14 protein-coding genes are annotated in these 19,820 nt (G+C 59.3%); 8 read left to right on the top strand and 6 right to left on the bottom strand.

Going from position 1 to position 19,820, the window contains the following annotated elements:
* Positions 1-5: 5 nt before the first annotated feature.
* Entirely contained in the window at positions 6-3,086 is a 3,081-nt protein-coding gene (locus tag Q5H89_RS08595; protein WP_305018880.1) for a TAT-variant-translocated molybdopterin oxidoreductase, read from the bottom strand.
* Positions 3,087-3,199: 113 nt separating this feature from the next.
* The gene (locus Q5H89_RS08590; RefSeq protein WP_305018879.1) at positions 3,200-4,438 is read right to left on the bottom strand and encodes a cytochrome c3 family protein; all 1,239 of its coding nucleotides are present in this window, start codon (positions 4,436-4,438) and stop codon (positions 3,200-3,202) included.
* A gap of 498 nt (positions 4,439-4,936) precedes the next feature.
* Between Q5H89_RS08590 and rpsF the strand changes: the two genes are divergently transcribed.
* The 6 genes from rpsF (at position 4,937) to priA (ending at position 13,159) form a co-directional block, all read left to right on the top strand.
* Complete coding sequence (rpsF, locus tag Q5H89_RS08585) at positions 4,937-5,320, top strand: 30S ribosomal protein S6 (protein WP_208132027.1); 384 nt, start codon at positions 4,937-4,939, stop codon at positions 5,318-5,320.
* Positions 5,321-5,339: 19 nt separating this feature from the next.
* Positions 5,340-5,612 (top strand): 30S ribosomal protein S18, encoded by a 273-nt coding sequence (gene rpsR / locus Q5H89_RS08580; RefSeq protein WP_151085757.1) that lies wholly within the window; start codon positions 5,340-5,342, stop codon positions 5,610-5,612.
* A 10-nt stretch (positions 5,613-5,622) separates the two neighbouring features.
* Complete coding sequence (gene rplI / locus Q5H89_RS08575) at positions 5,623-6,066, top strand: 50S ribosomal protein L9 (protein WP_173243372.1); 444 nt, start codon at positions 5,623-5,625, stop codon at positions 6,064-6,066.
* Between the two features lie 77 nt (positions 6,067-6,143).
* Entirely contained in the window at positions 6,144-8,432 is a 2,289-nt protein-coding gene (locus Q5H89_RS08570) for a GSCFA domain-containing protein (protein WP_305018878.1), read from the top strand.
* Positions 8,433-8,488: 56 nt separating this feature from the next.
* Positions 8,489-10,540 (top strand): thioredoxin domain-containing protein, encoded by a 2,052-nt coding sequence (locus tag Q5H89_RS08565; RefSeq protein WP_305018877.1) that lies wholly within the window; start codon positions 8,489-8,491, stop codon positions 10,538-10,540.
* 72 nt (positions 10,541-10,612) lie between these two features.
* Entirely contained in the window at positions 10,613-13,159 is a 2,547-nt protein-coding gene (priA, locus tag Q5H89_RS08560) for a replication restart helicase PriA (RefSeq protein WP_305018876.1), read from the top strand.
* Positions 13,160-13,233: 74 nt separating this feature from the next.
* Here the strand turns inward: priA and Q5H89_RS08555 are convergent, their stop codons facing one another.
* A complete protein-coding gene (locus Q5H89_RS08555) occupies positions 13,234-13,857 on the bottom strand; it encodes a hypothetical protein (RefSeq protein WP_305018875.1) in 624 nt (207 codons plus the stop codon).
* A gap of 195 nt (positions 13,858-14,052) precedes the next feature.
* Between Q5H89_RS08555 and Q5H89_RS08550 the strand changes: the two genes are divergently transcribed.
* The gene (locus tag Q5H89_RS08550; RefSeq protein WP_305018874.1) at positions 14,053-14,844 is read left to right on the top strand and encodes a class I SAM-dependent methyltransferase; all 792 of its coding nucleotides are present in this window, start codon (positions 14,053-14,055) and stop codon (positions 14,842-14,844) included.
* Positions 14,845-14,850: 6 nt separating this feature from the next.
* Here Q5H89_RS08550 and Q5H89_RS08545 read toward each other — a convergent pair whose 3' ends face one another.
* Together Q5H89_RS08545 and Q5H89_RS08540 are read right to left on the bottom strand one after the other, a co-directional pair.
* Positions 14,851-16,035, bottom strand: coding sequence for a glycoside hydrolase family 130 protein (locus tag Q5H89_RS08545; RefSeq protein ID WP_305018873.1), 1,185 nt, complete (start codon positions 16,033-16,035; stop codon positions 14,851-14,853).
* Positions 16,036-16,238: 203 nt separating this feature from the next.
* A complete protein-coding gene (locus Q5H89_RS08540) occupies positions 16,239-17,528 on the bottom strand; it encodes an aminopeptidase P N-terminal domain-containing protein (protein ID WP_305018872.1) in 1,290 nt (429 codons plus the stop codon).
* Positions 17,529-17,661: 133 nt separating this feature from the next.
* Between Q5H89_RS08540 and Q5H89_RS08535 the strand changes: the two genes are divergently transcribed.
* On the top strand, positions 17,662-18,339 hold the full coding sequence (locus Q5H89_RS08535; protein WP_305018871.1) for a phosphatase PAP2 family protein: 678 nt from the start codon (positions 17,662-17,664) through the stop codon (positions 18,337-18,339).
* Positions 18,340-18,395: 56 nt separating this feature from the next.
* On the opposite strand, the gene Q5H89_RS08530 is transcribed toward Q5H89_RS08535, so the two are convergent.
* On the bottom strand, positions 18,396-19,463 hold the full coding sequence (locus Q5H89_RS08530) for a fatty acid desaturase family protein (RefSeq protein ID WP_305018870.1): 1,068 nt from the start codon (positions 19,461-19,463) through the stop codon (positions 18,396-18,398).
* Between the last annotated feature and the right edge of the window lie 357 nt (positions 19,464-19,820).

Below are 19,820 nucleotides of genomic sequence, written 5' to 3'. Positions count from 1 at the left end.
ACTATTTAGCTAGCCGGCTCAGCACTTTCCTTCTCCTCTTCGGGGAAGAACTCGGCCGCACCGTTGCGGATTTTAGTCAGGTAGGTAATGTTAGGCTGCACGTTGATGGAATCGAGCACGTGGAAAGCCCGCTCGCCATCCTCACGGCGTAGCAACTGGCTGATACGGCTAGCTGGGTCGCGCATATCGCCAAACAGAATCGCTTCGGTGGGGCAGGACTGGGCGCAGGCCGTTACGATTTCACCATCCTTCGGGCGGCGCTTCTGCTTTTTAGCCTCAAGCTTGCCGAGTTGAATACGCTGTACGCACATCGAGCACTTTTCCATCACCCCGCGGGCCCGTACCGTTACGTCGGGGTTCAGCACCATGCGGCCGAGGTCAGTGAACATGTGGCCGTTAACATCTTCAAATTTCTCGTTGGAGTAGTACGAGAACCAGTTGAAGCGACGCACTTTATACGGACAGTTGTTGGCGCAGTAGCGAGTACCCACGCAACGGTTGTAAGTCATCTGGTTCAGGCCTTCCGAGCTGTGCGTGGTGGCTAGTACCGGGCATACCGTTTCGCAGGGTGCGTGGTTGCAGTGCTGGCACATCATCGGTTGGAAAATGACCTGCGGATTATCCGAAGGGTCTTCCATCGCTGCATATGTTTTCAGCTTACCATTTTTCTCAAACTCGTCCTCGTGGTGGTCTGAGCTATAGTAGCGGTCAATGCGCATCCAGTGCATCTCGCGGCGGTTAATAACCTGCTGCTTGCCTACTACGGCAATATTGTTCTCGGTCTGGCACCCAATTACGCACGAGCCGCAGCCAATGCATGAATTGAGGTCGATGGCCATGCCCCAGTGGTGGTCATTGTACTGATAGTCCTGCCACAGCGAAACTTTATTAGGCTTTTCAAGGCCATCTGGCGTGGCAATAAGCTCATACTCAGTAACCTCTTTAGGATTTTCGCGGTATTTGGCCAGCGTATTCTCCTGCACTACCTCATGGCGGTCCATGATGGTGTGGTGAGTCTGTGTTTGAGCAATGGGATTGGTGGCTCCCGTCTTCTCCAGCGTTACGGTGTTGTAATACAATACTGCGCCAGGGGTAACTTGAGCCAGCGGGAAGGCATTAGCGCCTACTGCATCACCAACCTTACCGGATTTAGTACGGCCGTAGCCCACAGCAATACTCACCGTACCGTCTGCCTGACCAGGTTGTACCAGCACCGGCACCTCAATGCTTTTGCCATTAGCAGTCACTTTGAGCACGTCGCCTTGCTGCCACTTCTGCTCTTCGGCCATCTTGCGCGGCACGGCCACGTAATTACCCCAAGTAGCTTTTGAAATGGGGTCAGGTAGTTCGTGCAGGAAAGGGTTGTTGGCTTCTACGCCACCCTCACCAATACCTACTTTCTCGTACAATACGGCTTCAATCCCTGATTTAGCACCACCTCCCAAGCGGCCGGTAGCATCGGCAATGCTGAGCGGCTGCGCTACAAAAGCAGTCGTAGTGAGGGCTGAGCCAGAAGCTACCCCGTCATGAACAGCTTTGTCCCAGGCAGCCTGAAAGCCATTGTTGGCCCCTAGTACCGTTCGCCAGCCATCTTTCAGGAAATTGTAGTAAGATTCGTTAGAGCCGGCCCAACGCAGGAAAGTTTCCTGCGCCTGGCGGGTTTTGAAAAGAGGCGTAATAGCCGGCTGAGCCAAGCTAAGCGCACCGCGCTTAGGCTCGTAGTCATTCCAGGATTCCAGCCAATGATGGTCGGGAGCCTGGTATTGGCAGAGTGAGCCTGTTTCGTCGAGGCGGTCGTTGAGAGAGATGGTGAGCGCGGCTTTATTGCTCTTCAAAGCCTCTTCGATTTCAGCACCACGTGGGTGGTTGAATACCGGATTGGCGTGGTAGAAGATAACGGCACCTACTGCTCCATTTTTCAAATCAGCGATAAACTGCGTCATCCGCCCATCTTCCCCCTGGCGCACAAACGAAGGAGCGGTGAGATTCAGCGTCGTTCCAACGTTGCCGAGCGATTGGTTGATAGCTGCTACTACAGTCTGAATAGCCGGGTCGTTCGAACCGGCTACCACCAGCGAGGCACCACGATTGGCCTGCAATTCTTTGGTGGCCTGAGCTACCTGCTTCTGAGCAGTTGCCGACAAGCCAGCGGTAGAGCCCCCACCCGATATAGCGTTGTAAAGGGCTAGCGCTACGGCACCCATTTCCGAAGGCTTCACCGGCACGCGCACATCAGCGTTAGAGCCGGTGAGCGAGAGCGCGGTTTCGAACTGGAAGTGGCGCGACATCGTGCGCTTATCAGTGCTCACCTTGCGGTTGGTGATGTACTGACGAGAATACTCAACCGGCGAAATCCAGGTTCCCAGAAAGTCGGCGCCAAGGCTTACAATGACATTGGCCCGGCTAAAGTCGTAGGCCGGCAGCACGCCACCGTTGGCCTGCAATAGCCCGGAGGCCGAGTTCACGTCGTACATTACGTGCTCGAAATTGCGCGTGCGGCCCGCCAGGGCTGCAATAGCGCGTTTCGTGCTCGGGCTGATGATGGTAGGCGATACCAATACCGTTTTACCAGTAGCACTGGCTAGGCCGGCACGCACTGCTTGGTCCAACTCGCTGAAGTCAACCTGCTTGCCCTTCGCCATGAAGTGCTGCAAACGCGCACCGTCGTACAGGTTCAGTACGGCTGCCTGTGCGCGGGCCGAGAGGCCACCGCGCGTTACCGGCGACTCGGGGTTGCCTTCCAGCTTAATCGGACGGCCGTCGCGGTTCTTAACCAGCACGGCGTTGTAGTCCGAGCCAGTGAAGTAGGTCGAGGCGTAGAAGTTGGAAATTGTAGGGTCAATTTCCTCCGGCTTGTTGAGGTAAGGGATGGCTTTGTGCACCGGGGTTTCGCACGCAGCCAGGGTAGCAGCAGCCACACCAAAGCCCATGAGCTTCAAGAAATCGCGGCGCGGGGCTACCGACGCATCGTCGGTGTGACCGGCGCGACCTTCTTTTACCGGCAAAAAGTCGGGAAACTCGGCGAAGGCGTTCTTTGCGAACTCCGGTGAGTTGTCCAGCTCTTCAATTCCCTTCCAGTATTTCATCTTATCAGGTATGAGACATTCGCAGTGCGTAAAATGCCAGGGCAGCTACCATAGGGGCTAGCCGCGCCAGGCGTTTTAGGCATGTCTTTTATAAATGCTTAGCTAGGAAAATATTAGTAGTGGCACTTCGAGCACTCAGTGCCACCGTTCGACGACACGGTGAAAGGCACCGCGTTGTTCGACTTGTCGTGTAGTTTCACGAGGTTGTCGTAGTAGGCATTGCCTTTCGTATTGAGCGGCGTTTCGCGGTGGCAGTTGATGCACCAGCCCATGGTGAGCGCCGAGTACTGATACACCACTTCCATGTTTTGGATGGGGCCGTGGCAAGTCTGGCACTGAATGCCCCCTACCTGCGTGTGCTGCGAGTGGTTGAAGTAAGCCAAATCGGGCAGGTTGTGCACACGCACCCACTGAATGGGTTGCTTACGCTCGATGGCCCGGTAGATTTTCTTGATTTCCGGCGACTCCGTTTTAATCTGCGAGTGGCAGTTCATACAGATGTTGGCCGACGGAATGTTGGCCGATTTGCCTTTGTACACCGACGTGTGGCAGTAGGCGCAGTTAATCTGGTTTTCGCCAGCGTGGATTTTGTGCGAAAACGCAATCGGCTGGGTTGGCTGGTAACCCTGGGTCAGGCCCACGGCCATTACACTTTGTACACCCTCATAGAGAAGTACTAGGGCAAATACAGTCCCTACAATGCCACGCAGCGCGGTTGAGCGGTAAAACTTAGTCCAGTCAAAGCGCTGGTTCAGTACTTCCACATCGCGGCCATCAAGGTCTTTGCGGCCTTGCAGCACATCCTTCATCAGGTTAGCGATGATGGCTAGGGTCACCACCAGCACAATCAGCACTACTACTAGTACGATAAGCAGGATATCGGTAGTGCCGCTGGCGGCACTACCAGCAGTAGCTCCACCGTCTTTACCATCGGCAGCAGCAGCATTGCCAGCCGTTACGCCACCTCCAGCAGCAGGATTAGCGCCAGTTTCCTGCGAGGTAACCCAGGCAATAATGCTCGTGATTTCTTTGTCCGACAGCTGGGGGAAAGCGGGCATCTGCTGCTTGCCGTTGTCGTTAAAGAGCTTTACCGCGTACTCATCACCGCTAGCAATGACTTTGCTGGAGTTGTGAATCCACGGGATAATCCACGAGATGGAACGACGTTTGCTGATACCAGCCAATGCCGGGCCCACTACTTTGTCATTCACTGCGTGGCATTGGGCGCAGTTGTTCTTAAATAGGGCGTCGCCCGCTGCGATGGCGGCAGCATCGCCCCCGCCAGCGCCTGGGGCACCAGCAGGCGCAGTGGCAGCGGCCGGTGTAGCAGCAGCAGCGGTACCTGGCGTCATGCCGTTTTTACTAACGGTGGCAGTCTCCTGGGCCAAAGCCGGAGCCGCGACGGCTAGAAATAGTGCTAGCACCCAAGAACTGGTGCGTGATAGAAAGCTATTCATCATCCAAACGAACCGGTAAAACGGATTGCGGGCGTACCCTTTCCGGGGCACAAATGTAGGCTAGGAATCGCGGGGGACAAAGGTAAGAAAGCCATTTTAGGATAGCTCTAGCTTATTTGGAATCATCCTAAACTTCCTTTTATCCCTTCTTTTAAGCCTGCCCTTCTACTAAGATATTGGTTGCTTGGGCAACCTGTTGCTAATGGCTTTGTTTTTCTACTCCGCTGGCAGGCAGGCAAAGAATCACTTTGGCGGACTGTTTTTTGTCATTGCCAAAAGACGGCTTCCTAAAGTAGTGTTGACTTGGTAGGCACCCGACTTGCTAATGTGCTGAAAAATCAGTACCTTTGCCCCCCAATTCATTTTTTTCACTAACCAAAATCAACCCCGTCAATGGACGTAAGAAATTACGAGACGGTCTTCATCCTCACCCCCGTGCTGAACGAGGGCCAGGTGCAAGAGACGGTCGAGAAGTTCTCGCAGGTGCTTAAGGAAAATAGCGCCGACCTCATTTCTACTGAAGCCTGGGGCTTGCGCAAGCTGGCTTACCCGATTCAAAAGAAATCCACTGGTTATTACTTCACGCTGACCTACAACCACAGCGGCGAAGGCAACATTGTAGACGTACTCGAACTGGCTTTCCGCCGCGACGAGCGCGTTATTCGCTTCTTGACCACGGTGCTCGATAAGCACGCCGTGACCTACAACGAGCGCCGCCGCAACGGTGAGATGAACCAACAGAAGGCACCCCAGGCTGCCGAAGCTGTAGCTCAGTAACCCCTTAGCACGCAATACGATGGCTACGCAAAATAACCGCAACAACAACCGCGACAACGGCAACAAGCCGGTGGACACGCGCAACAAGTACTGCCGCTTCAAAAAGAACGGTATCAAGTACGTAGACTACAAGGACCCGAACTTCCTGCTGAAGTTTGTGAACGAGCAGGGCCGCTTGCTGCCCCGCCGCATCACCGGCACCAGCCTGAAATTCCAGCGCAAAGTGGCTCAGGCCGTGGCTAAGGCCCGCCACCTGGCCCTGATGCCCTACGTAACTGACGCCCTGAAATAGACCTGAAGACATGGAAATCATTCTGAAAGACGACGTTAAGGGGCTGGGCTACAAGAACGACCTCGTAACGGTAAAATCCGGCTACGGCCGCAACTACCTCTTGCCGCAGGGCTTGGCTATTCTGGCTGATAAATCGGCTAAAAAAATCGTAGCTGAGAACGTGCGTCAGGCTGCTCACAAGGCCGAGAAAGTGAAGGCTGATGCCCAGGCAGTAGCCGACCAGGTTGGCTCGCAGGTATTTGACCTGCCTGCTAAAGTGGGTGAAACCGGCAAAATCTTTGGCCGCGTAACCACGCTGCAACTGGCTGAAGCCCTGAAAAACAAAGGCATCGACGTAGACCGCAAGCGCCTGAGCTTTGACCAGGAGCCCGCTACGGCCGGTGACTATACCGCTACGCTCAACCTGCATAAGGAAGTGAAGCACACGGTAAATTTCCGCGTAGTAGCTGCTTAATTGCTGCTGCTTAGCAGATTAGTAAGACGTCCTGCCGTGAGGCGGGACGTCTTTTTTTGGGCCTACCTTTGCAATTCATGTTTCGGACAGAACTAACTATTGCGCCGCAGGAGCGGCAATTGGCGCGCACGGCGCGGGTACTCACGGTAGGCTCGTGCTTTGCCGACAGTATTGGCACCCGGCTGCGGCTGAATAAGGTAAATGCCTTGGTTAATCCCTTTGGCACGGTGTTTCAGCCGCTAGCCTTGGCGCAGCTGCTGCGCGCTGCCGCCGGCGAGGAGCAGGACTGGCAGCAGCACGTGGTGGAAGCCCGGGGCCGCTGGCAGAGCTACGACTTTCACAGCACCATTGGCGCTGAGTCGCCGGTTGAGCTGCTGCAACTCATTCAGGAAACGGTGCGGCGGGTGGGCGAGTTTGTGCGCACGGCCGATACGGTGGTGCTAACGCTTGGCACGGCCTGGGCCTATCGCCTGCGCGAAACGGGCGAGCTGGTCAGCAATCTGCATAAGCTACCCGCCAGCCTCTTCGAGAAAGAGCTTTTGACAGCCGATGAGATTGTGAACGGGCTAGCCGAGGTGCATGCCTTACTGCGCCGCGCTAACCCTGACATCCGCATTGTGCTCACGGTGAGCCCGGTGCGCCATCTTAAAGACACGCTGCCGCTGAACGCGGTGAGCAAGTCGGTGCTGCGCGTGGCGTGCCACTATTTGAGCGAGCTGCTGCCGGGTGTAAGCTATTTCCCAGCCTACGAGCTGCTGACGGATGAGCTGCGCGACTACCGCTTCTACGCCAGCGATATGCTGCACCCGTCGGAAGTGGCGGAGGACTATATCTGGGATAAGTTTGCCCGGGCGTATTTCGACGCCGACTTTGGGCGTTTTCGCAAGGAGTGGGCGGCCGTGCGCCAATCGCTGGGCCACCGGCCGCTGCACCTGGGCGCACCCGAGCACCGCAGCTTCCTCGACCAGACGGTCGAGCGCCTGGAGCGGCTCAGCAGCCAGGGGGTAGATGTGCGCCAGGAGCTACGCGACGTGCAGCGCCAACTCGTGGCGCTGCCGCCGCCCAAGCCGGCGCGGGTAGTGGAGCTAGCCCCCGAAGACGACGAGGAGCGCATTGATATCGGGGATAATATGCCCAGTACGCTATCAGCCGCCGCTAGCCCCGGCGATGAGCCAATAATCCAGGCAGCAGAGCGCCGCAACGATAGCCGGCGCGATGGCCGCCGCAGCGACCGCAATAATCGCACCGGGCAGGACCGCCGCAACGGGCGCCCGGCGCAGCCGGGAGCGGCAGCCGCCGCCGAAATAGTAGCGCCCGCAGCCTTGCCCCTAGTAGACGAAACGGTGGCAGCCGCTGCCGATGCGTTGCTGAGCAATCCGGAGGCTAGTTTGCTGGCGCCAGCAGAAAATGCGGCTTACCCCGCCAAGAAGAAAAAGCGGCGCTCGCGTGGTGGGGCCAAACGCACGGCGCGTAAGCATGCTGCACGTTTGGCTGCTGACCAAACCGGGGAGAACAGCGAGGAGGAAACCGACGACCGGGCCACGCAGGAGCTGGCCCAGGAAATCGCGCACGAAGCGGCGGGCGTACTGGCCGATGCAAACGCCTTGGGCGATGCCACGCCGGGCGAAGCTCCGCTTATCAGTCCCTCGCCGGTAGAGGTGAGCCTGGAGAACGACGCGGTTACCGTTGTTGCAGATGCGGCTAGCCCTGCTACTGAGCCCACTATCCGCAAGCGCGGCACGGGCCCCACGCCCAAGAAATCAAAGGTGATTACCAAGTCGGGCTTAGTAGGGCGCGGGCCCAAGCGCAACGCGCTGTACCGCAACCCCACTCCAGCCGAGAAAGCGGCGGCCGAAGCTGCAACGGCTAGCGCTGCGCCCGCAACTGCGCCCATCATTTCGCCCCCGCTTATGCCAGTAGCTTTGCTGGAGCGGCCAGCCGTGCTGGATACAATGGTGCCTAGCCAGGCAGAACCGGAGGCCCCTAACCTATCTCAGCTGCCTGCAGCAGACGCTGGCCCCGCTGCCGCTACCACTCCGCGCCGCGGACGGCCGAAGGCCGCCCCATCGACTACGCCCGAAGCCACTACAGTTGTAGCAGCTGAGGTGGCTCTCACGCCGGTGTTTCCCGAAGGCCTGGTAGCTCCCGAAGTAGCCGAACCTGCGGCTGCTCCCGACGCAGTATCCACAGTATCCCCGGTTAGCAAGCCGAAGGATGCCAAAGCGCCGGCGGCTAAAAAAGCAGCCACTTCTAAGGCTACTCCTAAGAAAGCAGCGCCCAAGAAGGCGGCGGTGAAAAAGCCGGCGGCGAAAAAGGCCCCGGCCAAGCGCGCCGCACCGCCCGCCACCGACGCGCCAGCCGCTTAGTTTTTTAAAACCCAGCCCCACCGGCTGGGTTTTATTTTGCCCACACCTGCCCCGCCATGCCCGCCTTTCCTCCCCTACCCACCAACCGCCTGGCCCACGAAACCAGCCCCTACCTGATTCAGCATGCCCACAACCCGGTGCACTGGCAGCCGTGGGGGCCCGCGGCGCTGGCTAGGGCCCAGGCCGAGCAAAAGCCCATTATCGTGAGCATTGGCTACGCGGCTTGCCACTGGTGCCACGTGATGGAGCGCGAATCGTTTGAAAACGAGCAGGTGGCGCGGGTGATGAACGAATACTTCGTCTGCATCAAGGTTGACCGCGAGGAGCGGCCTGATGTAGACCAGCTGTATATGGAGGCGGTGCAGGCGATGGGTATCCGGGGCGGGTGGCCGCTGAACGTGCTGCTTACCCCCGCAGCCAAGCCCTTCTACGGTGGCACTTATTTTCCGCCCACTACTTGGGTAAAGCTGCTCGAAAACGTGGCCCAGGCCTACGCTAGTAAGCACCGGGCTGAGCTAGAAGGCTCGGCCGAGCGCTTTGCGCAGGTGCTGCAAACCAGCGAGCTGGCTAAGTACCGCGCCGCAGGCCAGCCAGCCAGGGCTAGTGTAACCGACGAAGACTTCAAGCTGCTAGCTTATAACCTGGTGCAGAGCTTCGACCGCGAGCTGGGTGGCACCACCGGCGCGCCCAAGTTTCCGATGCCCAGCATCTGGCGGTTTTTGCTGCGGGCGCACCACCTTTCGGGTAGCCCGACTATTCTAAATCAGCTTAATCTTACGCTGCGCGAAATGGCCTGGGGCGGCCTCTACGACCAGGTGGGTGGGGGCTTTGCCCGCTACTCGGTAGATGCTGAGTGGCTTGTGCCGCACTTCGAAAAAATGCTCTACGACAATGGCCAGCTGCTAAGCCTGTACAGCGAGGCGTATCAGGTAACGCAGGAGCTGCTGTACCGCGAGGTTGTGTACCAAACGGTGAACTGGGTGCGGCGCGAGCTGACCAACCCGGAAGGCGGCTTTTATTCCTCGCTGGATGCCGATAGCGAGGGCGAAGAAGGCAAATTCTACGTCTGGACCCGGGAGGAATTGCAGAAGATTTTGGGTTCGGAAGAGCCGCTGGCCTCGGCCTATTACCAGTGCACCGGCCTGGGCAACTGGGAGCACGGCCGCAACATCCTGCACCGGCGGCAGTCGGATACCAACTTTGCCGCCGCGCACCAGCTAGCGCCGCACGTGCTGGCCAAGCTCGTTCATGGCTGGCAAAAACAGCTGCTGGCGGCCAGGGCCCGGCGCGTGCGCCCGGCCCTCGACGACAAAGTACTAACGGGCTGGAACGCCCTTATGCTCAGCGGCCTGCTGGCAGCCTACCGGGCTTTTGGCGAGGCAGAGTTTCTGGCGCTAGCCCTGCGCAACGCCGAGTTTTTGCAGCAGCACCTGCGCCATGGCCCCCGCCTGTTTCGCACCTGGAAGGCTGGCCGCGCCACCATCTCTGGCTTCCTGGAAGACTATGCCCTCGTAATAGAAGCCTACCTTAGTCTCTACGAAGCCACGTTCGCTGAAAGCTGGCTGCGCGAGGCCGAGGCGCTGGCGGCCTACGTACTCGAAAATTTCTTTGACCCCGCCGAGCAGCAGTTCTTTTATACCGATGCCAGCGCCGAGCCGCTCATTGCCCGCAAAAAAGAGCTGTTCGACAATGTTATTCCAAGCTCCAACTCGGTGATGGCGCACAACCTGCTGCGCCTGGGCCGGCACCTGGAAAAACCCGCGTATCAGGCGCTGGCGGCCACTATGCTAGCCCAGGTGCAGGCCCTGGTAGTGAAGGAGCCGCAGCATCTCGCCAATTGGGCCAGCCTCTACGGGGCGCTGCTGCGGCCGGGCGCTGAAATTGCCATTGTGGGGCCGCAAGCCGAGGAGTTTCGCCAGCAGTTGAGCCAACACTTTCTGCCGCATGATGTGCTGGCTGGCTCACTAGTGCCCAGCGAGTTGCCGCTGTTGCAAGGGCGAAGCAACAGCGATAAAACGACTATTTATGTGTGCCACGACCGCGCCTGCCAGCTGCCGGTGCACTCGGTGCCCGAGGCGCTAGCTCAGCTGAGCCAGGCCGGGCAGTAAGCCGCTGGGCGGGTAACTATGTCCCGGCGGCCGGGGTTATCTTTACTATTCGCCTGCCGCTAGCTGTTTCCCGTGTCGCTTACCTTCGAATTTGCCTCTCCCACGCCCGCCCCGGTGGCCGCGCCCGACCGCGTGACGCTGTTTGTGGACGTGATTTTGCCCCTGCCCCTGCCCAAGCTCTACACCTACCGGGTGCCTTACGAGCTGAACGACAACGTGGTAATCGGCGGCCGGGTCATTGTGCAGTTTGGGGCCAAGCGCACGCTGAGCTGCATCGTGGCCGCCGTGCACGAAACGCCACCCAAGGAGTACCAGGCCAAGTATATCCTGGAGTTTATCGACGATGCGCCCGTCGTGACCCAGCCGCAGCTCAAGCTATTTCGCTGGATATCGGAGTATTACCTCTGCACGCTCGGCGAGGTCATCAATGCTGCGCTACCGGCGGCGCTCAAGCTCTCGTCCGAGTCGCGGATTCAGCTGCACCCCGCTTTTGTGGCCGAGGGCAGCCCCTACCCGCTCGATGACAAGGAGCAGCGCATCGTGGACAACCTGCGCACCGAGGATGGCAAGGCCCTGACCTTTACCGAAGTGGGCGACCTGCTAGGCATTGCTTCGTTCCACAAGGTCATTAAGTCCTTGATGCAGAAAGACGTTATCTTTCTCTTCGAGCAGATGTCGGACAAGTACTCGCCCAAGGTGCTGAAGAAAGTGCGGCTAACCCACCACCTGGCGGCCATCGGCGCCGTTGAGAAGCTGTTCGAAGACCTGGCCAGCAAGCCCAAGCAGGTCGATGTGCTGCTGAAGTATTTGCAGCGCGTGCCGGTGCACCAGAATGAGCACCTCAACCATTTGGGGCTTGAGAAGGCTTACCTCACCAGTTCGCCGCACCTTTCGGCATCGGCCGTGAACACGCTGATTAAGAACGGCGTGCTGGAGCAGTTCGACCAGATTGTGTCGCGCTTTCCGCTGGAGGAAAACCCGCTGGCCCAAATGCCCTACCAACTCAACGAAGCCCAGACTGTGGCCCGCGATGAGGTGATGAGCCAGTTTGGGCAGAAAGACATTGTGCTGCTGCACGGCGTAACCGGCTCGGGCAAGACGGAGATTTACATCGACCTCATCCGGCAGGCGCTCGATGGCGGCGGGCAGGTGCTGTACCTGCTGCCCGAGATTGCGCTCACAGCCCAGATTGTGACCCGGCTGATGCGCGTATTCGGCTCGCGGCTAGGGGTCTACCATTCCAAATTCTCGGACAACGAGCGGGTGGAGGTCTGGAACGGCGTGCTTTCGGGTCGCTTTCAGGTGGTAGTGGGTGTGCGCTCAGCGGTGTTTTTGCCGTTTGATAACCTCAGCCTGGTGATTGTGGATGAGGAGCACGAGGCCAGCTACAAGCAGTACGACCCCGCCCCGCGCTACAACGCCCGCGAAGTGGCCCTGATGATGAGCAACTTCCAGGGTGCCAAGGTGCTGCTGGGCTCGGCCACGCCGGCCGTCGAAACCTACTACCAGGCGCGGCTAGGCCGCTACGGCCTCGTAACGCTGAACAAGCGCTTCGGCGAGGCCGGCATGCCTGAGATTGAGCTGATTGACACCCGCAAGCTGCGCGCCGAGAAGAAGATGCACAACCACTTCTCGGCCGATTTGCTGAACGCGATGGAAAGCCGCATTGCCCAGGACGAGCAGGTTATCCTGTTTCAGAACCGGCGCGGCTACGCCCCCGTGACGGAGTGCAACGACTGCGGCTACATCCCCAAGTGCCAGAGCTGCGCCGTGAGCCTGAGCTACCATAAACACGCCCACGAGCTGCGTTGCCACTACTGCGGCTACCACGAGGGTATGCCCACGCAGTGCCCGGCCTGCGGCTCGCGCGCGCTGCGCACCCAAGGCTTTGGCACCGAAAAGCTGGAAGACGACCTCAAAATCATGCTGCCCCAAGCCAACGTGCAGCGCATGGACCTGGACACGACCCGCGCCAAAAATGCTTACCAACAGATTATTGGCGACTTTGAGCAGCAGAAAACCAACGTGCTCGTGGGCACCCAGATGGTGACCAAGGGCCTCGACTTCGAGAATGTGAGCCTGGTGGGCATCGTCAATGCCGACGCCATTATTCATTACCCCGACTACCGGGCCCACGAGCGCGCCTACCAGATGTTTGTGCAGGTGAGCGGCCGGGCGGGGCGCAAGGGCAAGAAAGGCAAGGTGTTGATTCAGACCGGCGACCCCACGCAGGTAATTTTTGACAAGGTTATCCGCAACGACTACCTCGAATTTTACGAGTACGAGATAACCCAGCGCCGCGAGCACGAGTACCCGCCCTTTGCCCGCATGATAAAGCTGACGGTGAAGCACATGGACCAGGCCGTGGCCCAGCAGGCCGCTATTTTCCTGACCCAGGAGCTGGTAGAGCGCCTGGGGCGCGGCCCGGTGCTAGGGCCCGAAGCACCCTACATCTTCCGCATTCGCAATTTCTTTTTGCAGGAAATCGTCATCAAGCTCAGCCGCGAGCACACGGTGCTGAAGGCCGCCAAGCACGCTATTTGCGCCGCCCTGGAGGCCGTGCGCGACCAGAAGGAGTTTCGCCAGGCGCGGTTGGTAACCGACGTAGACCCGATGTAGCAACCGCTACTAATGCAAAAAGCCCCGGCTGCGCTGTGCAGCCGGGGCTTTTTGTATGAAGTTAAATCAGTCGCTTATAGCTCGTCGAGCAGCCACAGAACCAGGAAGATAACGCCGATAAGGGCGATAATAGTACCAATCAGACCGCTGAAGATACCTACAATCAAACCTACCAGCAGCAGGATAATACCCGTGCGCAGGTTGCCGTTGATGCGGGCCGTATGGGCCGTGTTGTCGCCCTGCTTGAACTGCGAGGATTTGCTGGCCAGCTTGTTGATTTTCTTGGTAACCTTAGCCAAAGCCATGCGCTGCACCAGGTTCAGGCTTTTGGGAGCGGCCGTAGCCACCGTAGCGTCGGGCATAGCTTTTGCGGCAGGAGCAGCTTGAGCCGCTGCTTTAGGAGCGGGTGCTTGCGTAGGAGCAGCCTGCGGGGCGGGCGCGGTGGCCACTACAATCTCAGGAGCCACGGCGGGCATAGCGGCTACCGGAGCTGGTGCGGCTACTGGCGTCTGGGCTACCTCGGTGGGCGTAGCTGCCAAAGCCACGGTGGGGCGGACTTTGGGCGCTGCCATAGTGGTGCCTAGGTAAGAAGCCGATTTGGGCAGGAAGGCATAGTCGGCGCGGCTGCAGGAGCCGAGAGTGAGGGCACCGGCCAAGACCACTGCGAGGCGGCCGAAGGTAGAAGTCAGGTTTTGCATAAGGTGAAGGCAAAAATTGATGAAAGAATTGTGCTCGCAATACGTTAGAGAAGCGAATTTGGCTGACTGTAGCGCTTATTTTTTTACACAGCCAACCCGCGAAGCCCTCGTAGCTTCGCCACTACGAGCTGAACGCTAGGGCCGCAATGGTTGTTGTGGGGCTGGCAAAAGCTAAGTTTAGAATTGACGTTGCTTATGAAGAATGGCGTTGTGCTATGGCTAGGCCTGGCAACCGTGGCGGGGTTTGGGGCCTGCACCCAGTTGCCCATCGAATCGAGCGTGGCCAACCGGGCCGGCCTGCGGGCCGCCACTATTACCACCTCGCTGCCCGACTCGTCGGGCTACGAGAGCCGGCCCCCGCGCGACCCCAACGGCATTGGCCGCTACTACCAGGGCCGGCAGATTGCCCACGTAATGGGCCACGAGGGCGCCGACTGGCTGGAGCGCGACGACCGCAGCCAGGAAGAAGGCACCGACCTGCTCATCAGCAAGCTGCATCTCAAGCCTACTGATGTGGTGGCCGATATCGGGGCGGGCACCGGGTTTTTCTCGTTTCGGCTGGCGCCGCTGGTGCCGCGCGGGCGGGTGCTGGCCGTTGATATTCAGCCCGAAATGATAACCGAGCTTAAGCAGCGCCAGGCCCGCAATGGCCTGCGCAACGTGGAGCCCGTGCTAGGTACCACCACCGACCCGCACCTGCCCGCCAGCCAGGTCGATGTGGTGCTCATCGTGGATGCCTACCACGAGTTTGACCACCCGCACGAGATGGGCCTGGCCATTCGCAATGCCCTGCGGCCCGGCACCGGCCGGCTGGCACTGGTAGAGTACCGGGCCGAGGACCCCGACGTGCCCATCAAGCCGATTCATAAGATGACGGTGGCCCAGGCTCGCAAAGAGATGCTGGCCGTGGGCCTCGTGCTGGCCGATACGATTGAGTCGCTACCGCAGCAGCACCTGCTGCTGTTCAAGCGGCCCGTGGCGCAGTAACTGCGGCTAGGGGGCCACGGCGCGGGTAGCCACCGCAATTTTGGAGTCGGCGGTGCCGTAGTACAGCAGCCATTTTCCCCGGAACTGCGCCAGCCCTTCCAGAAAAACCACCTGGTTTACCTGGCCCGTTAGCTCGTAGGGGCGCTCGGGGCGGATAAAATACGTGTCCATGCGCTGCACTAGCTTGGTCGGGTCGTCTTTGTCGAACAGCGCCTGGGCGGCCGAGTAAGTACCCTCGGGCAGCGTATTATCGCCGTAGAGCGGCACGTTGCGACTGTTGTAAATCAGGCGGATACCTTGCGGGGTAAGCATGGCCGGCGGGCCGGGCTCCACCAGGTTGCTGTCGAACTTGCCGGTGCGGGTTGGCAGCACCACCAGCAGGTTGGGCATGGTCAGGGCTTGGTCGCGCAGGGTTACCGGGGGCTTGCCACCAGCGGCCATTTCTAGCGGCGTCCAGTGGATGAGGTCGTTGGAAGTAGCTAGCCAGATTTGGGCGTCGCCCCAATACATCCAGTATTTTCCCTTGATTTTGGCCGCTACAATGCGGCCATCGGCACCGTAGCGGGAAACGATGGCGCCCGATTTGCTCCATTTATTCACGTACTTGCCCCCGTAGGCCTGGCTGAATGCACTGCCGTGCTTGGTCCAGTGCACCAGGTCCGGCGACGAGGCTACCTGCAGGCGGGCCAGGGTGCCATCGTAGGCCGTGTACGTCATGTAATAGCGCTGGCCGGGGCCTTCTACCACGCGGGGGTCTTCTACCCCACCGGGCCATTCATATTTTTTTTGGGCGTCGTTGCCAGGGTACAGCACCGGCTGCGGGCGCCGCCTGAAGTGCACGCCATCGGCGCTGCTAGCCAGGCCAATGCGCGATACCTTGCCGCTCGCGCCGGGCCTATTCTCGGCCCGGTAAAGCATGTACAGCGTATCGCCCCGCACCACCATGGCCGGGTTGTACACATCTTTTTCCTCCCACCACACAGGCCGCTGCAAAATGGGGTCTTGAAACACGCCCGCCGCCTGGGGCCCCATGATGGGGTTCACGCTATCAGCCTTGGTAAAGCCCAGCAGGCGCCAGTCGGCCGCGGTAGTAGCCGCCGAATCGTGGGGTTGCGAGCAACCTGCCAGGGTAGCCAGGGCCACCAGCGCGCTACCTGTCAACTTATGAGAGCGAAACGCAACGAGCATCATGGAATAGGTTCTACAGGTTGAAACAACCACTCAGCCAGCCTCGCTACCTACTCAAGCCCGGAAGGTGGGTACAGCTACCAAGTTACTAGCAATCAGCTACCCCACTCAGCGAGCGCACTAAAGCCCAGCCTGGCAGCCCGGCCGGCAATGGCCGGAAGTGCTGCTAAGCTGGGCTTCGTGTGGTTTTAGTGCTGCGCTGGGGGCTAGCGCTTCATGAGGCGCTCGATATCGGCCAGCTCCAGCGGAATATCGGCCATGAGGTCTTCGTTGCCGGTGGGCGTGATGAGAATATCGTTTTCGAGGCGAATTCCCAGCTTCTCCTCGCGGATGTAGATGCCCGGCTCATTGGTATACACCATGCCGGCTTCAAACTTGCGGTATTTATACCCCACGTCGTGCACGTCGAGGCCCAGGTAGTGGCTGGTGCCGTGCGGGAAATACTTCTTGTAGAGCGGCGCGTCGGGGTCCTGGTTCTGCACGTCGCTGGCGTTCAGCAAATCGAGCTTAATGAGTTCCTGCTCCATCGTCTGGCCCACTTCTTTGTGGTATTCTTCGATAGAGTTGCCAACCACCAGCCGGGTTTTGGCGAATTTGAAGACTCGCAGCACGGCCTCATACACCTGACGCTGGCGCGGCGTGAAGGTGCCATTGACCGGGATGCTGCGCGACAGGTCGGCGGCGTAGTTGGCGTATTCGGCGCCGAAGTCGAGCAGCAGCACGTCGCCATCCTGGCACTGCCGGTCGTTGGAGATATAATGCAGAATAGTAGCGCTTTCGCCGCTGCCGATGATGCTGGTGTAGGCCGGCCCGCGCGAACCGCTTTTCACAAACTCGTGCAAAATCTCGGCTTCCACCTCATACTCCCACACGCCGGGCCGCACGAAGCCTAGCACGCGCCGAAACGCGTTGCCGGTGATTTCGCAGGCGCGGCGCATCAGCCGGATTTCTTCGGGGCTCTTGATGGCCCGCAGCTGGTGCATGAGCCTGGCGGCGCGGCGGTACTGGTGCAGCGGGTAGCGCCGCTGGATGTCCTTGATAAAGCGCGCATCGCGGGTTTCGACCTCTACCACCGAGCGAATATGCTCGTTCGAGTTCAGGTACACGTACTCGGCCTCGTTCATGAGGGCCGCCAGCACGGCCGGAAACTGGTCGAGCCACATGATGGTGGGCACGCCCGACACCTGGCGCGCTTCCTCCTTGGTAAGCTTGTAGCCCTCCCACACGAGAATATGCTCGGAGGTTTCGCGCAGGAATAGGATTTCGCGGTGCTTGGCCAGGGCCGCATCGGGGCAGATGACGAGGATGCTTTCCTCCTGGTCTACACCCGAGAGGTAAAACAGGTCGGTGTTCTGCTTGAGGGCTAGCGTGCCGTCGGCATTAGTAGGCAGAATGTCGTTGGCATTGAAAATGGCCAGCGACTGCGGCGGCAGCAGCTCGCGGAAGCGGCGGCGATTTTCAACAAACAGCTCGGGAGCAATGGGACCGTAGCGCATACTGAGGCGGGAAAAAACGGGTTAAGAGCCGCAAGTTAGCGGTCCTACCTTTGTAGGGTAAGCTTTAGCTGGCCTACGGCTGGCCCGCATTACCCCTCGCGCTAGGGCGGCAAGCTAAAGCTTACCCTACATTATGCTCTATCTGCTCCGGCAAACCCGCACCTTCCTCATTCCCTACGCCGTGCTGCTGGTGCTGCTTGGCACCGTGCTGCTGGCTACGCCCAAGCACTTGGCGTTTTTTTGGGTGAATGGCCACAACACGCCGTTTTTCGACCAGTTTTTTCGGCCCTTCACCAACGTGGGCGACGGGCTGTTCTACGTGCTCATCACGCTGGGGCTGCTGTTCGTGCGCTTTCGCTGGGCGTTTGTGAGCTTCGTGTGCTTTGCCGTGACCTCGCTAGCCGCCCAAATTGGCAAACAGCTCATTTTCACGGGTCACCCGCGCCCCTTCCGCTATTTCAGCGAAAACCCGGGCTTCCCGCCCCTGCACGTAGTGGAGGGCGTGGTGATGGGCACGCTCAAGAGCTTCCCGTCGGGCCACTCCACGTCGGCCTTTTCGGTGTTTCTGCTGCTCACGCTGCTGGTGAAAGACAAGCGCTGGGGCTACGCTTTTGTGACGCTGGCCGCGCTCACTGCCTACTCGCGGGTGTATCTGGCCCAGCATTTTGTGGAGGACGTATACGCCGGCTCGGCGCTGGGCACCGGCCTTACGCTGGCTGTGCTAGCCTGGCTGCTGCCCTACCTGGAGCAGCACCCAAAGCCCTGGCACCACTGGCGCCTGCGCCGCCCCGGGCAAAAGGCACGCTCGTAAAAGCCTGACCCTGGCCGCTTCTTCTGCGAAAAAACGCCTACAGCCAAGTGTCGAGGCTACGCCAGCTGCGGCACCAGCACCGCGCGGCTGATGCGCTGCGTGCGGCTGCGCAGCAGCTCCGTTACCTGGGCCTCCGAACGCTCGGTGCCATCGAGCAGCACAAAGTGGCGGGCCAGCAGGTCGTAGCGCTTGGCCATGAGGTAAAAAAAGATGTGCAGAAAGTGGATGCCATCAAACACAATGGCTTCGCTGGCAGCGTACTGCGCCAGGTTCTGGCGAAAGTGGTGCGGGTGGTCGGTCCAGTGCATAGCCGGCTTGAGGTGGTGGCTGATGTGGTAGCCATCGTTCCAGCACTTGTGATTGTAGGCAGTGTTGATGCACGTTACGCTGTTGCGGTAGCAATTTTCGGGTGCCTCGGCATCGATAAACGCGTGCTGGGCCCAGTTGCCAAGCATCATGATTACCCGCGACAGCACAAATGGCACCACGAACACGGCCAGCGTGGCCGGCAGGTTCACGAAGGCCAGGGCCAGCGTGAGGCCGGCATACAGGATTTCGCCGCGCAAAAGGCGGTAGCGTAGGGTGGTTTTATTGCGCTGCGTAAAATAGCCCGCCAGCTTTGCCACGCCCAGAAACAGGAAGTCGCCAAGGTAGCGCAAGAACCCGCGCAGCGAATCGCGCTGGTAAAACATGGTCGAGCTTTGGTCGTCGGGCAGGTTATTTTCGGGGTGGTGCATACCCATGTGGTGCACGAAGTACGACTCCGGCGTTTGGCCAAACAACGGCCCTAGCACCCACGGAATGTAATTGTTCAGCCAGCCGTATTTCTTCTTGAACAGCACCCGGTGGCTGGTGCAGTGCAGCATCAGCCCAAACGGCCCCTTAAAGCGCGCATTGCTAAAAAAGAAGAACAGCCCAAACGTGGCCCACCACCATGCCCCGCGCAGCGCCGGCACAAACAGCAGCACCGCCAGCGGCAGCATGGTAGCCGTTATTTTGAGGATGAGGTAGGCAAACGGCAGGTCGCGCTCGTCTTGCAGGTAGCGGGCTAGCCACGCATCTAGCCGCGACGGGAAGGCCGGCTGGGTATAAACCGGGTCGGTAGAGGCGGCCAGTACTTTCATAAATGCTTCGACGGGAAGAAGCTACTTGCGGCAGCTTCTTCGGCCCCCACAGCCCCTGGCGGGGTAATTGGGCGAAGCAGGCGCGGCGGGCAGCAAAGAGAACTGAACGCAGCCCTAGCGACGGGCCACTGTGGCCCCTGTGGCGAAGGTAACCGGCACGGCGGGCACGAAGTTCGGCAGTAGGTAAAATACCGGGCTCATTTTCAAGCTTATTTACTTTCGAGCGGCTACCGCCCGCCGCCAACCCCTAGCCAGGCGGTAACTTTAGCTTTCGATGAAGAGCCACTAATTAGGGCGTTGCGGTAAACTGCTTGCCCAGGTTTTGTTGTTCTAAGCTCACTTTTAAGTTCTTGCCTT

It is taken from the genome of Hymenobacter cheonanensis (genome assembly GCF_030581075.1).
In the GTDB taxonomy this organism is placed as follows: Bacteria; Bacteroidota; Bacteroidia; order Cytophagales; family Hymenobacteraceae; genus Hymenobacter.
The sequence above is the reverse complement of the archived record's forward strand: the minus strand, read 5'-3'. Positions and strand labels throughout refer to the sequence as shown.

Coding starts and splice junctions, on each gene's coding strand:
- Q5H89_RS08595 (WP_305018880.1), bottom strand. CDS start 3,086: ATGAAATACTGGAAGGGAATTGAAGAGCTGGACAACTCACCGGAGTTC.
- Q5H89_RS08590 (WP_305018879.1), bottom strand. CDS start 4,438: ATGACGCCAGGTACCGCTGCTGCTGCTACACCGGCCGCTGCCACTGCG.
- rpsF (WP_208132027.1), top strand. CDS start 4,937: ATGGACGTAAGAAATTACGAGACGGTCTTCATCCTCACCCCCGTGCTG.
- rpsR (WP_151085757.1), top strand. CDS start 5,340: ATGGCTACGCAAAATAACCGCAACAACAACCGCGACAACGGCAACAAG.
- rplI (WP_173243372.1), top strand. CDS start 5,623: ATGGAAATCATTCTGAAAGACGACGTTAAGGGGCTGGGCTACAAGAAC.
- Q5H89_RS08570 (WP_305018878.1), top strand. CDS start 6,144: ATGTTTCGGACAGAACTAACTATTGCGCCGCAGGAGCGGCAATTGGCG.
- Q5H89_RS08565 (WP_305018877.1), top strand. CDS start 8,489: ATGCCCGCCTTTCCTCCCCTACCCACCAACCGCCTGGCCCACGAAACC.
- Q5H89_RS08555 (WP_305018875.1), bottom strand. CDS start 13,857: ATGCAAAACCTGACTTCTACCTTCGGCCGCCTCGCAGTGGTCTTGGCC.
- Q5H89_RS08550 (WP_305018874.1), top strand. CDS start 14,053: ATGAAGAATGGCGTTGTGCTATGGCTAGGCCTGGCAACCGTGGCGGGG.
- Q5H89_RS08545 (WP_305018873.1), bottom strand. CDS start 16,035: ATGATGCTCGTTGCGTTTCGCTCTCATAAGTTGACAGGTAGCGCGCTG.
- Q5H89_RS08540 (WP_305018872.1), bottom strand. CDS start 17,528: ATGCGCTACGGTCCCATTGCTCCCGAGCTGTTTGTTGAAAATCGCCGC.
- Q5H89_RS08535 (WP_305018871.1), top strand. CDS start 17,662: ATGCTCTATCTGCTCCGGCAAACCCGCACCTTCCTCATTCCCTACGCC.
- Q5H89_RS08530 (WP_305018870.1), bottom strand. CDS start 19,463: ATGAAAGTACTGGCCGCCTCTACCGACCCGGTTTATACCCAGCCGGCC.